We start from the raw sequence: 13,494 nt of genomic DNA on the forward strand, positions 1-13,494 counted from the left end.
AGGCGGTCCGAGCACCTAGCTTTGCACGGCCCGCTATCCTAGCCTTCCAGATAAAGGCGCCGCGAGGATCGCGGGCCGGAAGGTATGGTTGCATGGACGGACTACGCGCTGAGACCTTGTCGCCGCTGCTGCGCGCCGACTGGACGTACGAGCGGGCGGCGCATCTGCTGGAGCGCGCCGGCTTTGGCGGCACCCCGGCGGAAATCGAGCGCCTGGCGGCGATGACGCCCGAACAGGCCGTCGCCTCGCTCGTCGACTATGCCGGGCTCGACGCCAGCTATCTCCCCGTCTTCGAGGAATCCGGTTTCTGGGATCCGACGCTCAAGGATTTTCCGGTCAGCCGGCCGGCGACGACGAACATGGCGGAAAACACCGGCGAAGCCATTGGCGTACGGGTCAAGCCCGGCGGTGCGCGGCCGCTGCAGCCCGTGACCAATCGTTTCTTCTTCTGGCTGCGGGCCAGCGTGCTCGAAACCCGACGCCTGGCGTTCTGGTGGGTTGACCGCATGGTGCGGACCAACCGGCCGCTCGAAGAAAAGATGACCCTGTTCTGGCACGGCCACTTCGCGACCAGTGAAGAGAAGCTGCGCGACTATCGCAAGATCATGCTGCAGCTCGAAACTCTGCGCGCTGGCGCCACCGGCAATTTCGGCGACCTGCTGATGGCCGTGGCCAAGGATCCGGCCATGCTGGTCTATCTCGACGCGGCGCAGAACGTGAAAGGCGCACCCAACGAGAATTTCGGCCGCGAGGTCATGGAATTGTTCACCATGGGCGTGGGCAATTACACCGAGGACGACATCCGCGAGGCGGCGCGGGCCTTTACTGGCTGGGGCAATGACGATCTGGAGTTTGTCGTCGACCCCGACAAGCATGATGCTGGCACCAAGACGTTCCTGGGCCGTAGCGGCAATTTCACCGGGGAAGACATTCTCGGCATCATTCTCGAACAGCAGCAGACCGCGATCTATATCGCGACCAAGCTCTACCGCTTTTTCGTGCGGGAGGAGGTTTCGCCTGGCTTCGCCGCGCAACTGGGGGCGCTGTTCCTGCAGAACCACTACGATATCGCTCCCTTTCTGAGGACGATTTTCCTCTCCGAAGATTTTTACAGCGAGCCCTCGGTCGGCACCCATATCAAGTCGCCGATCGAACTGCTCGTCTCGACCTATCGCAAGCTCGGCTTGGCTGAATTGCCAGGCATTCCCGACCCTTATTTGGTCAGCAAGACGCTGGGTCAGGTGCTGCTCTATCCCCCCACCGTCGCCGGCTGGGGGGAGGGGCGTTCCTGGATCACGCCGGGCCTGCTGTTCGAACGCGGCAATTTCGCCCGCGAGGTCATGTTCCCCAACATCATCGATTTCGTCGATCCAAACCATGATCCCGGCGCGGAGGTGCGGCGGGTGAACCGGAACCTCATCGCGGGCATGGAGATCACGGCGGCAACGCTGGAAGAGGGCGCGGCCCTCAGCACTGCCGCGGGAATCCAGGAGAGCTTCAATACCCGCTATGCCAGCGTCACCGGCTATCAGGAGGCGCTTCGCAGGCTCAAGCCGACCCCGCGCGCCGCAGCGCAGTTCAGCCTCTCTGAAATCGCCACGCAGGCCGGGGCGCAATCGACGGCAGAGGCCGTGGATGTGCTGACGCGGCAGTTGCTGCGCGTACCGCTGACGCCTCCGGCGCGGGCGGCCTTGCTGGCGACGCTCGACGAACAGCTCGGCACCACGCGGCTGGCCGAAGCCGAGACCTATATGGAACATGCGCTCCGGCTCGTGGGCCATCTCATCATGAGTTCACCCCAATACCAGCTCGCCTGAGCGGGCGGCAATGGAGACGACAAATGGCCAGGACACCCAAACTCAGCGGCGCCGATAAAGCAGGCCTGATCCAATCCGGTTTTGGCAGCATGGTGCTTGGCGGCGCTGGCGGTATCAGCACCTCGCCCGTCTGGTCGAAGGTGGCGGGAGCGCAGGCCGACATCAACGACCGCATCCTCGTCATCGTCGAATTGTCCGGCGGCAATGACGGGCTCAACACCGTCATCCCCTATGCCGATGACGCCTATTACCAGGCGCGCCCCCAACTGGGGATCAGGAAGGACGAACTGCTCCGTATTGACGACCATTTCGGCTTCCAGAACTCCATGGTCGGTTTCGAGCGGCTGTACAAGGACGGGCTGATGGGGGTCGTGCATGGCGTGGGCTATGACCAGCCCTCGTTCTCGCATTTTTCTTCCATGGCGTTCTGGCAGACCGGCGCGCCCAATAGCGGGGAAGCCCATGGTTGGCTGGGGCGCATGGCCGATGCCATCGACCCGCTGGGCCACACCACCAATTTCCTGGTCAATATCGATGACCACCAGTCGCTTGCGGTGCGCTCGATGAACCATGTGCCGCTGGTGTTCGACAATCCGAATAATTTTGCGCGCCGCATGTTCGACGAGGAGAAGGCGGCGTTCGCCGCCATCGACAGCCGTGGCAATGGCAGCGCCAATGCTGCGCAGGACTTCCTGTTCGATATCGCCGCCAGCGCCAATTCGTCCGAACAATTGGTGCGCGACGCCTGGAAAGGCTACACTTCTCCCATCGATTACGGCCTGGCGCCCTTTGGTCTGGAACGCGTCGCGGCGCTGGTCGCGGCCGATTTCCCGACCAAGGTCTACTACGTTCCCTACCGCAACAATGCCTTCGACACTCATGTCTATCAGGGCGATCTGCATTCGCGGCTCTGGTCCTACACCTCCGATCATATATCCGCCTTCGTACGCGACATGGAGCGGCTGGGCCGCGGCGATGACGTGGTGGTCATGGTCTTCAGCGAGTTCGGGCGGCGCGTCGCCGAAAATACCAGCCTGGGCACCGATCACGGTACGGCCGGCCCCGCCTTCGTCATCGGCCGGCCGGTGACGGGCGGTCAATATGGCGGCATTCCCAGCCTGACCGATCTGGACGACGGCAATCTCAAATTCACCACCGACTATCGTCGCATCTACTCGACGCTGATCAACGGCTGGATGGGCCATGAACACCCCTCTTCCATCCTGCGCGACGAGTTCAGGCCCCTGCCGCTCTTCGGACAGGCTGCCTGACGCGGCGAACACCCTATCCGACCCCCTATCTAAAGAGCGGACGCGTTCCGCAGGAGACGAGCATGACCATGAAAATGATGCCTCTGGCGCGGGCGACCGCCACGCTGCTGAGCGCCGCGACGATGACCCTGCTGGCCGGCGGACAGGCGCTGGGCCAACCCAGTGATATGCTGGAGATCAAGCTTGCCCTGGGCGTCATCGATGCCAATTTCAATCCGACCAATGCCTCGGTCTTCAAGCTGGCCGAAAGCTTCGGTTTTTATGAAAAGCATGGCGTCAAGGTCACCATCGTGGCGCTCGACGGCACGCCGCAGGCGGTTGCTGCGCTCAATTCCGGCGCAGTCGATATCGCCGATATCACCATCGATGCGGCCATTCGCCTGCGCGCCGACAATGGTCTGCCGGTGCGCGGCATTGTCGGGGTCTCGATGGGCGGCAATTTTCTGATGGCAGCCAAGACCGAGATCGAAACCATCGCGGACTTGAAGGGCAGGGCCTATGCCATCGCAGACAATGGGAGTCTGGATCACCAATTGACGCGGGTGGTGTTGCGCAGCTTCGGCATGGCCGACACCGATCCGAACTTCGTGGCCATCGGCGCCCCCGATGTGCGTGTGCAGGCACTGGCGGCAGGCCGTATCGATGCCACCACTGTGTCCTTCGGCACCTATATGTCCATCGTCGACGTGCCCGGCGTACATGTGCTGCTCGACGCCGACGAATTCTCCGAGCGGGGGCCGGCATTGTCCAAGTTCGTTGCCACGCTCGACAGCACGATCGAAACCAAGCGCGAGGCTCTGCAGCGCTTCACCGATGCGCTGATCGACACCTCCCGCGCCATGGCGGACAACCCGCAACGCTGGATTGACGCGGCGGTGGAAGCCCGGCCGGACCTGGAACCAGACAATATCCAGACCACTTCGAACCTGATTGCCACGCGCTGGTGCGTCTATGGCTGCATGAATGCGGCCCAGCTGGAGAAATCGGTGGCGTTCGTCTACGATAATCCCGACTTCGCGGATGTGAATGTGATCAGATTCGAGGATGTCGTCGATCTGAGTTTCACTGAAAAGGCATTTGAAACGCTCGGCGCCCATGAGGGAGAAGGTCTCGATCTCCGCTGAGCGATGGCTCGGACGCGTGGCGACCGGGATATCACGCGCTTCGTACTATCATGATTGCAGCCAGCTGATCGCGTCATCACACATCGTGCGGCATGATCCCGTCTGCCAGCGGTTGATGACGGTGCCGGGTGTCGGCGCTGTTGTTGCGTTGACCTACCGCGCGACTGTCGACCAGCCGCAGCGCTTTGTGCATTCCAGGGCGGTCGGCGCCCATGTCGGGCTGACGCCTCGTCGTCACCAGTCAGGTGAAATCGACTACGATGGCGGCATCTCGAAGTCCGGTGATACCATGCTGCGCACGATGCTGTACGAGGCAGCACATATCCTGCTCACCCAGCGCGGTAAGTGGTCATGGCTAAAGGCCTGGGGTATGCGGGTCGCGCAGCGGCGAGGCCAGCGCCGTGCCATTGTCGCCGTGGCCCATCGCCTGGCGGTGATCCTGCACCGGATGTGGACCGACGGCACCGACTTCCGCTGGGGCAGCGAGCCTGCCGCAGCGCTCGCCTGATTACCCACTTACAGGAGCTTTAGTGGTTCTGCCTCGGCAGGAAAGAGGTCCTCACGGGGACGAAGGTGGAGTGAGATCGTACTGGCAGCAGCCCTGCCACTCGGCAAGGGCGCCCAAAAGATTGATCCACTCCCCTTTCTTACCCCATCATGGGGCGGTCACAGCGCCGACCCCGAAGAGAAGCGCGAGCCCCGTGTGGCACGACCTCATGCCTAGCAGCGAAGCCTGACTCTACACGTGCATCCTCGTCGGCGCCCTTCCAAGCCTGGTCAATGCCGTTCCCTCGCGGCAGATGACGCCGTGCGCCCCTTGACACAAACCGCGATAGAGAAGCTGCCGGTCCGCTCGGGCCCCATTGCTGCCGCGCCAGGGATGTCCCAGGGCGATTCCGATGCAGAACCTAGGCAGTCCATAGTAATTACCTATGGATTTCAATGCAGTAGGTGTTCGTAGTTTTATTCTGACCGGCGCGCGCCATAAGATTCGAACATCCAAAGAATCCGCGTTGAATCAATCATCCACAAAACTTGCCGGAATATGGGTGCCCACAGATGGCGTTCGTTTCCTTCGCCGGGTCTAACGGTCGGCACGAGCTAGGCCTTCTAGGAAATCCCAACCGATTGCCTGAACGATTTCATTGAGGCGATGGATATCGACGGGCCGCGGCTCTTTCTTGGTGCCGTAGCCCTTGGTGGCGCCGGTCTCGGCATGACCGAGCAGTTGCTTCTTCTCGTCCTCGGTAGCGCCGACGCCTGCCGTCGCATCCTTGAAACTATGCCGAAACGAATACAGCGTCTTCTGCGGATCACTGATCTTGAGCTCGTTGCGGGCAAAATCGGCCCAGAAAGACGAGACCTGCTGCGATATTGCGTCAATGTCGCCGTGTTTGTCATCTACCGGCCGCCACAGGGTGTTCCAGCCCTTAGCTTTGGCCGCCTCGACAAGTTCGGTGAGCCCGAGATCGATGAGCTCCTGGCGGATCGGCAGCCAGCGTCGCCGCGCCACGGTTTTGGTATGGCGCCCCCCGCTGGTGGTGACGACAAAACACAGAATGTCGGTGCCGGGATAGCAACGGACGGTGTCCGGGCCCAATTGCAGGATCTCACTGGAAATCATGCCGTGCAAACAGGAGATCAAGGGCAGCCAGAACAGCAGCCTGTCCAGGGCGGTGGCCGACGCCGGGATCTGGCGCTCGGTGAACAGCGGGTGGCCGAAGATCGTGTGCAGGTCCGAATTGGAATAGGGTTCGCGGGCATCTTCACCGTCCGGCACCGTCAGGCGAATGTCACCACGGATGGCGTCATCAATCCAGCCCTTGTTGGCCGCCGTCTTGACCAGGGTGGTGATGTAGCCGGTGCGCTTGTTGACCGAGGCGGTGGCATAGCGGCCGCTGTCATACATCTGGTCGCGAAAGGCGATGATATGGCGACGTTGCACCAGGCCGACATCGCTCACCCCGGCCAGGGTCTGGAACAGGCCGATGGTCTTATCCATGTCGTCCAGTTGTTTGCCGGTCGCTGGCTTGTTGGTCCGGATCCGTTCGGCAGCATAAGCGGCACGGCAATCGGCCAGGGACTTGCCGGCCGCCGCCTGCCGGGCGTTGGCCGAGCCCATAATCCGGGCCACCTGCGCATCGGTGTTGCTGGCGATCTCCGCCTGCCACGGCCCAGCCACCGTATCGGGATGGGCATGCTGCACATCCTGACCCAGGCGAAAGCGCAGCGCCACATCGAGGAACTTGATTTCTGCGGCCAGAGCCGCCGCCATGAAGCGGGCAAAATACGGGTTGGCTTGCGAGACCGGCACCCCGAGCCGGCGTACGATTGACTGCACGAAGGCGTAACGCTCGGTGGCATACGCGCCGACGGTCATATCCTTGAGCCGGTTGTCGTGCTGGATCAGGGCTGGCGCATCGGGATAGGCCAGACTGAGATCGACCGGCCGCTCGGGCTTGCCCGCGACCGCATAGCCCTTGCGGCCCAGGATCAGCCCCTTGAGGTCATCTTCGATCAGCGTCGCCTTGAACCATGCGGCCAGTTGCTCCCAATCCGGCCAGGTCCAGCTATCGACATGGATGATGCCGATGGCAAAGCCTTTCTCCCGGCGCAGGGCGGCGAACTGGGCGTCAAGGTCAGTGGTGATCCGCGCTGCCGCGGCATAGGCTTCCGAGGCATTGGCGGTGGCCAGGGTGCGTTGAATGCGCTGAATGGGATAAGCATGCGCGAGATCGCCGGGGATCCGGCGGACATATTGCAGCACCATGCCACGGCGCACGACGTAGGGCGGGAGTTTCATTGCGTCATCCATGTTATGCACTATGGTGGACAGACGCGCCTGTTACAAGCGCAGCTGCGGCACGCAAAACATTGATGATGACGATGAATAGGCCGGCTTAGAGAATGAAGAAAATATAGTGATACCAGTTTCTTGGTGCAATATGACGTTGGTCATAGGATGCATTTCGACAGCTGGGTCTCGACCTACTTCTTCGCTTCCGCCTTGTCATACTTTCTCCCCTTGAGGGAGAAGGTGCCCGAAGGGCGGATGAGGGGTCTCTTTCTTTCAACTCAAAAGCATGGGCGAGCGCAGCACCCCTCACCCTGACCTGCCGCTGAACGCGTCAGGTCTGTCCCTCTCCCTCAAGGGGAGAGGGTGGGCCCGGTGGATGGGGCCATTTCTCTAAAACGTAAACACTTCCCGGCGTAGCTCGTCCCAGCTGGCGCGGTCGGTGGCGACCAGCAACCCGCCTGCGGTGTGGCTGGGCAGATAGGGTGAGCCATCGATACGGGCGGCGTAGGCGCCGGCTTCCTGGCTGATCAGCACACCGGCCAGATGGTCCCAGGGCATCAGCTTGTTGAAGCAGACGAACTGGGTGTGGCCGGAGGCGAAGCTGCGGTATTCGTGGCCGGCGACGCGGAAATTGGCGACCATGCGGGTCTTGTCGAAATTGGCCAGCACCTGAGCCCGCGACGCCTTCGGCATGAAGGCGACCGAGGCAGTACCCACCATCTCGGCCAGCGGCAGCGGCGCAGCGACATGCAGGCGCACGGATTCGCCATTGGGCCGGCGCAGCCAGGCGCCACCGCCCTTTTCCGCCATCACCCAATCATCGCCCATCGGATCATAGATGATGCCGGCAATGGTCTCGCCCTTGGAGACCACGGCAGCCATGGTGGCGAACAGCGGCAGGCCGGCAGCGTAATTGGCGGTGCCGTCGATGGGATCGACCACCACGGCCAGGTCAGCCGTCGCCAGACGCGTCAGCAGCGCCGGATCGGCCGCGACCGATTCCTCGCCGACGAACAGCGCCTCGGGCATCCAGGTGGCCATGCGCGCCTTGATGACGTTCTCGGTGGCGATATCGGCCTCGGTCACCAGATCGATCGCTTCGGTCTTGACGTGAACCATCGAACTGTCGAGCCGGCGAAAGCGCGGCAAGGCTTCGGCTCGCGCCGCATCGCGCAGAATATTGGCCAGTTCCATCACGTCGAAAGTCACGATTCAGTCCTCCTGTCGAACAAGCCGGCGAAGTCGAACAGCTTGGTATCCAGCATGTGGCTGGCGTTGATATTGCCCAAGGCGCGGATCATCACATCCTTGCGGCCGGGCATGCGCTTCTCGATATCGCTGAGCATCGCCTTCATGGCGTTGCGCTCCAGCCCATCCTGGCTGCCGCACAAATCGCAGGGGATGATCGGGAAAGCCATGGCGTCGGAGAATCGCTGCAGATCTTCCTCGGCGCAATAGATCAGCGGGCGCAGCACTTCCATGTCGCCCTCGTCATTGAGCAGGCGCGGTGGCATGGCGGCCAGCCGCCCGCCATGGAACATGTTCATGAAGAAGGTTTCGAGGCTGTCGTCGCGATGGTGGCCCAGCACCAGCGCGGTGCAGCCTTCTTCGCGGGCGATGCGATAGAGATTGCCCCGGCGCAGGCGCGAGCAGAGCGAGCAATAGGTCGCTCCGGCCGGCAGCTTGTCGGTGACGATAGAATAGGTGTCCTTGTATTCGATGCGATGGGGGATGCCGAGATTGCTGAGGAATTCGGGCAGGATGTGCTTGGGGAAATTGGGCTGGCCCTGATCGAGATTGCAGGCCAGCAGTTCCACCGGCAGCATGCCGCGCCATTTGAGGTCCAGCAGCAGCGCCAGCAGGCTATAGCTGTCCTTGCCGCCCGACAGCGCCACCAGCCACTTCTCGCCGGGTCGCACCATGTCGAATTTGTCGAGCGCTTCGCGGGTCTGGCGGATCAGCCGCTTGCGCAGCTTGTTGAACTCGCCACTGCGCGGGGCATTGGCATAGATCGAATGGCCGCCGCTCTCGGCGTCGGCCTGTTCGACATCGATGGGCAGGGCTTCGTTCATCATCGGCCTCAAATGGAAAAGGGGGCGTCGCCGCCCCCTCTTAACGCAGGTGCTCGCTTCGCGCCACTAAACCGGTAGCGGGCTGGTTTCCTGTGCCGTGGCGGCCACGTCATGGCCGATATCATAACGGTCCAGATTATCCTCGAACTCGTGCAGACGCTTCCAGATGGAGCGCAGCTCGGTCAGCGTGGTCCAGTTATTGAGCACCACCGAGAAGGCGCCATCGACCTGCCCATAGGCATTGCTGACCTGGAACAGCAGGCCGACCGAAACCGCCCCGGTAAACATCGCCGGTCCGATCATCAGCAGCGGCGTCATCGAGGTGATCTGGCCATAGGCGTTGGACCACAGGTTGAAATAGCCATAATGCAGGTAGAGGCGGAAATAATTGGTCCGCAGCCCCGTGAACAGGCTGAACAGGGTCTCCGGCTGGGCATGATGAATTTTGTCATCCTCGCCCAGCACCAATTCCTTGCGGAATGCCGCTTCGACCTTCTGGTTCTTGTATTCCAGCCCCGGCAGGAACCAGCCGACGAACCAGGAAATGGCCATGCCACCGACGCTGACCAGCAGGGCGGCCCAGACCAGCGAGCCGGGAATATCGCGAAGCACCGGCAGATCAACCTGCCCGCTCAGCGTCCACAGGATCGGCAGAAAAGCAATCAACGTCAGCAGCGCCCGCAGCAACTGCAGGCCGAGACTTTCCACGATACGGGCGAAGCGGTTCGCGTCTTCCTGAATACGCTGCGAAGCGCCTTCGATTTCGTGTTCAACATGGCGCCAGCGCGGAATGTAGTTTTCGGTAATGGCCTGGCGCCAGCGAAAGCCGTAATGCGAAACGAGGAACGAGCCAAGCGTGCCGGTCAATACGATCGGGACGGCAATCCAGATAAACGTGGTCGGGACCAGCATCGGCACCACGAAGAAGATGTGCCCCCATTGCCATTCCCAGCCAAAGAGCGAGTGCCAGAACTCGGCGACGTCGTGCTCGGACGCTGTCTGCAACAGGTCGTAGAAGCCGCGATACCAGGTATTGACCTGCACCGACAGGTCGACCTGCATCCAGATGATCAGGACAATCAATGTGCCCATGCCATAGGCCCATGGCGCCCAGCGGCGGCTCTTGAAGAAGGCGTGAATCATAACTGCACCCGTTGGGATCGTTCCCGTATGGAACCAGACCAGTCACGGAAACTTGGGCATCAACAAGTCCTAGTTTCGAACCTTAACAAGAATTAATTTCTACCGTGGACGCAAACAAAAAAAGGGCCGCTCCAATGGAGCGGCCCTTTCTTAATTCTGGAATTCGGTTTCGCTTAGCGCGAGTAGAATTCGACGACCAGGTTCGGTTCCATCTGGACCGGATACGGCACGTCCGACAGCGTGGGAACGCGGATGAAGGTGGCGGTCATCTTGTTGTGGTCGACTTCGACGTAATCAGGAACGTCGCGCTCGGCCAGCTGGGTGGCTTCGATCAGCACGGTGAGCTGCTTGGAGCGGTCACGCACTTCGACCTTGTCGCCGACCTTGACCTGGTAGGACGGGATGTTGACCCGCTTGCCGTTGATCAGGATGTGGCCATGCGACACGAACTGGCGCGCAGCAAACACGGTGGCGACGAACTTGGCGCGGTAAACAATCGCGTCAAGACGGCTCTCGAGCAGGCCGATCAGGTTCTCGCCGGTGTCGCCCTTGACGCGAGCGGCTTCGCTATAGAGGCGCTTGAAGCTCTTCTCGGTGATCGAACCGTAATAGCCCTTGAGCTTCTGCTTGGCGCGGAGCTGCAGACCGTAGTCCGAGAGCTTGCCCTTGCGGCGCTGGCCATGCTGGCCGGGGCCATAGGCGCGGGCGTTGAGCGGGGACTTCGGACGACCCCAGATGTTTTCGCCGAGACGGCGATCAATTTTGTACTTGGCTGAATGACGCTTCGACATCGCGTATCCTTCTTAACAGTTGAATGGATCGCGCCCTCCTCTGCCATCCTTGCGGAAGGCCGACAGACCCCTAAAATTCAGGAAATCCCGGGTGCGCCTATAGGCCCAAAGGCCTGAATAGGTTCGCGGTTATTATCGGCGGCACGGAAATATGTCAAGCGCAGCGGGCGATCAGGCCATCTTCTTGTCGAGGCTGCGCTGGTCGCGCAGGCTGGGGAAGATGCGGCTCCACAGAATGGCAATGCCGATGGCGCCAATGCCGCCCACGGCCACGGCAGCGACCGGGCCGATAAAATGGGCCACCGTGCCAGCCCGGAACTCGCCCAGCTCGTTGGAGGCGCCAACAAACACGGAGTTGACGGCGTTGACGCGGCCACGGACCTCCTCGGGAGTCCACAGCTGCATGATGGTTTCGCGGATGGTGACGCTGACCATATCGGCCGCTCCCACCAGCGCCAGCGCCGGCACCGAAATCCACACCGTGGTGGAAAGGCCAAACACCAGGGTGAACAGGCCAAACAGCCCGACAAACAGGAACAGCAGCTTGCCGGCATGATCGCGAATCGGGAATCGGGTCAGATACAGCGCCATGCAGATGGCGCCGATGCCCGGCGCGGCGCGCAGCAGGCCCAGCTCCTGCGGCCCGGCATGCAGGATATCCTTGGCATAGACCGGCAACAGCGCCACCGCCCCGCCCATCAATACGGCGAACATGTCGAGCGAGATGGCGCCCAGCACCACCTTGTTGGAGAAAATATAGCGGAAGCCGCCGAAAATGGTCTCGATATTGGTCGCCTGATGCGACTGGCGCTGAGCCGGACGGGGAATCAGCAGCACGCTGACCACGGCCAGCAGCAGCAATGCCGCGCCGGTGCCGAAGGCCACGGTCGGGGCCACCCCATAGAGCAAGCCACCGGCAGCCGGCCCCATGATCGAGGCGAACTGCCAGGCCGAGGCATTGACGGTGATGGCGTTGGACAGCGCCTCGGGCGGCACCAGATTGGGCGCCAGCGACTGTGCGGCCGGGCCCCAGAAGGCGCGAGCGGTGCCGAGCACCACCAGAATGCCAAAAATCGGCCAGACCTCATGCGCCTCGGCATTGACGAAGGCGAGGAAGCCCAGCGCACAGAACAGTTCCACCACCAGACAGATCGCCATGATGCCGCGCCGGTTGAAGCGGTCGGCGGCGAGGCCGGTGACCAGAATCAGCAGCAGCGCCGGCAGGAACAGGCTGAGCCCGACCAGACCGAGCAGGAACACATTGCCGGTCACGTCATAGATCTGCCAGGCGATCGACACCGACATGATCTGCACCGCGAAGCTGACCAGCAAGGTGGTCAGCCAGAAGAAGCGGAAACCGACATAGGTAAAGGCGAGGCGGGACTTGTCTGCTGGGGCCGAGGTGCTCATGCCGAGGAGGTTGCATGACGCCCGATGGCAGTCAAAGGCGGAATGGCGGCAAACCGTTCGGGCGGGATGAAATATGGGGTTTGGCGGGCTCGCATTGCTTGGGCGCCCCGATCTGTCCCCTCCCCCTTGAGGGGAGGGTTAGGGTGGGGGTGTCGTGGCCACCAAATATGCCGAGCTGGGGGAGAGCACGACACCCCCACCCCGGCCCTCCCCTCAAGGGGGAGGGAGCGCATCCGGGCTCGCTGACTTCAGCGGCCTACGCCTCGTCCTGGTCCTGCTTTTTCTGCCGGTTGGGGTTGGGGCGCTGGTGGCGGCGGTCGATGGAGGAGATGACGCCGCGCAGGGTGCGGATTTCCTGGCTGGTGAACTTGCCGCGCTCCAGCATGGTGCGCAGATTATTGACCACCGTGGGGCGCTTGTCCTGCGAGGTGAAGAAGCCCGAGCCGTCCAGCGTGGTTTCCAGATGCCCGAACAACCCGACCAGTTCTTCGCGCGGCGCTACTGCGGCCATGGCATGATCAAACGGCAGCTGGGTGCCGAGTTCGCTGTGCCGGCGCCATTCATAGGCCATCAGCAGCACCGCCTGGGCGATGTTGAGCGAGGCGAAGGCCGGTTCTACCGGCAGGGTGACGATGCTATCGGCTAGCGCCACCTCCTCATTGAGCAGGCCCCACTTCTCGCGGCCGAACAACAGGCCGACGCCCTTGCCGGCACCGATCTGCGCCGCCATCTGTTCGGCGGCTTCGTCGGGACCGATCACCGGCTTTTGCAGATCGCGCGAGCGCGCCGTGGTGGCCAGTACCAGCGTCAGATCGGCAATGGCCTCGTCCAGCGTGTCGAACACCCGCACCCGATCAATGACGTGATCGGCGCGCGAGGCGGCGGCGACGGCCCGCTCATTGGGCCAGCCATCGCGCGGGCGCACCAGACGCAGATCCCACAGCCCGAAATTGGCCATGGCCCGGGCGGCGGTGCCGATATTCTCGCCGAGCTGCGGCTCGCACAGAATCACCGCCGGCGATGGCTTCAGCTCGATTTTGATAGAAGTGTCGGTTCCGGCCATGGCGCC

General features: G+C 62.2%; 10 protein-coding genes and 1 pseudogene. 4 read left to right on the forward strand and 7 right to left on the reverse strand.

The features are described from left to right. The first annotated feature begins 92 nt into the window (after positions 1-92). From ACX3OZ_RS02100 to ACX3OZ_RS02115, 4 genes and pseudogenes are all read left to right on the forward strand, one after another. Positions 93-1,817, forward strand: a complete 1,725-nt coding sequence (locus ACX3OZ_RS02100) for a DUF1800 domain-containing protein (RefSeq protein WP_459103735.1) — start codon at positions 93-95, stop codon at positions 1,815-1,817. Positions 1,818-1,840: 23 nt separating this feature from the next. Continuing rightward, complete coding sequence (locus tag ACX3OZ_RS02105; RefSeq protein WP_459103736.1) at positions 1,841-3,088, forward strand: DUF1501 domain-containing protein; 1,248 nt, start codon at positions 1,841-1,843, stop codon at positions 3,086-3,088. A 62-nt stretch (positions 3,089-3,150) separates the two neighbouring features. Beyond that, on the forward strand, positions 3,151-4,212 hold the full coding sequence (locus ACX3OZ_RS02110; protein ID WP_459103737.1) for an ABC transporter substrate-binding protein: 1,062 nt from the start codon (positions 3,151-3,153) through the stop codon (positions 4,210-4,212). An 85-nt stretch (positions 4,213-4,297) separates the two neighbouring features. Further along, positions 4,298-4,720 (forward strand): annotated as a pseudogene (locus ACX3OZ_RS02115) (transposase); the annotation flags it as partial. Between the two features lie 576 nt (positions 4,721-5,296). Here ACX3OZ_RS02115 and ACX3OZ_RS02120 read toward each other — a convergent pair. The 7 genes from ACX3OZ_RS02120 to ACX3OZ_RS02150 form a co-directional block, all read right to left on the reverse strand. Then, complete coding sequence (locus ACX3OZ_RS02120; RefSeq protein ID WP_459103738.1) at positions 5,297-7,015, reverse strand: DUF6538 domain-containing protein; 1,719 nt, start codon at positions 7,013-7,015, stop codon at positions 5,297-5,299. Positions 7,016-7,399: 384 nt separating this feature from the next. Next, a complete protein-coding gene (locus ACX3OZ_RS02125; protein ID WP_459095469.1) occupies positions 7,400-8,203 on the reverse strand; it encodes an inositol monophosphatase family protein in 804 nt (267 codons plus the stop codon). An 11-nt stretch (positions 8,204-8,214) separates the two neighbouring features. Beyond that, a complete protein-coding gene (gene ttcA / locus ACX3OZ_RS02130) occupies positions 8,215-9,081 on the reverse strand; it encodes a tRNA 2-thiocytidine(32) synthetase TtcA (protein WP_459095079.1) in 867 nt (288 codons plus the stop codon). A gap of 66 nt (positions 9,082-9,147) precedes the next feature. Further along, positions 9,148-10,224: a putative transporter gene (locus ACX3OZ_RS02135; RefSeq protein ID WP_459095078.1), complete on the reverse strand. Its 1,077-nt coding sequence runs from the start codon at positions 10,222-10,224 to the stop codon at positions 9,148-9,150. 173 nt (positions 10,225-10,397) lie between these two features. Beyond that, complete coding sequence (gene rpsD / locus ACX3OZ_RS02140; RefSeq protein ID WP_459095077.1) at positions 10,398-11,015, reverse strand: 30S ribosomal protein S4; 618 nt, start codon at positions 11,013-11,015, stop codon at positions 10,398-10,400. Positions 11,016-11,186: 171 nt separating this feature from the next. Next, positions 11,187-12,425: an MFS transporter gene (locus ACX3OZ_RS02145; protein WP_459095076.1), complete on the reverse strand. Its 1,239-nt coding sequence runs from the start codon at positions 12,423-12,425 to the stop codon at positions 11,187-11,189. Positions 12,426-12,681: 256 nt separating this feature from the next. Continuing rightward, a complete protein-coding gene (locus ACX3OZ_RS02150) occupies positions 12,682-13,488 on the reverse strand; it encodes an RNA methyltransferase (RefSeq protein WP_459095075.1) in 807 nt (268 codons plus the stop codon). Between the last annotated feature and the right edge of the window lie 6 nt (positions 13,489-13,494).

The sequence above is a fragment of the Devosia sp. A369 genome, from assembly GCF_054489345.1.

Bases quoted from the DNA above. Each gene is read 5' to 3' on its own strand.
- ACX3OZ_RS02100 (WP_459103735.1), top strand. From the start codon at position 93: ATGGACGGACTACGCGCTGAGACCTTGTCGCCGCTGCTGCGCGCCGAC.
- ACX3OZ_RS02105 (WP_459103736.1), top strand. From the start codon at position 1,841: ATGGCCAGGACACCCAAACTCAGCGGCGCCGATAAAGCAGGCCTGATC.
- ACX3OZ_RS02110 (WP_459103737.1), top strand. From the start codon at position 3,151: ATGACCATGAAAATGATGCCTCTGGCGCGGGCGACCGCCACGCTGCTG.
- ACX3OZ_RS02120 (WP_459103738.1), bottom strand. From the start codon at position 7,015: ATGAAACTCCCGCCCTACGTCGTGCGCCGTGGCATGGTGCTGCAATAT.
- ACX3OZ_RS02125 (WP_459095469.1), bottom strand. From the start codon at position 8,203: ATGGAACTGGCCAATATTCTGCGCGATGCGGCGCGAGCCGAAGCCTTG.
- ttcA (WP_459095079.1), bottom strand. From the start codon at position 9,081: ATGAACGAAGCCCTGCCCATCGATGTCGAACAGGCCGACGCCGAGAGC.
- ACX3OZ_RS02135 (WP_459095078.1), bottom strand. From the start codon at position 10,224: ATGATTCACGCCTTCTTCAAGAGCCGCCGCTGGGCGCCATGGGCCTAT.
- rpsD (WP_459095077.1), bottom strand. From the start codon at position 11,015: ATGTCGAAGCGTCATTCAGCCAAGTACAAAATTGATCGCCGTCTCGGC.
- ACX3OZ_RS02145 (WP_459095076.1), bottom strand. From the start codon at position 12,425: ATGAGCACCTCGGCCCCAGCAGACAAGTCCCGCCTCGCCTTTACCTAT.
- ACX3OZ_RS02150 (WP_459095075.1), bottom strand. From the start codon at position 13,488: ATGGCCGGAACCGACACTTCTATCAAAATCGAGCTGAAGCCATCGCCG.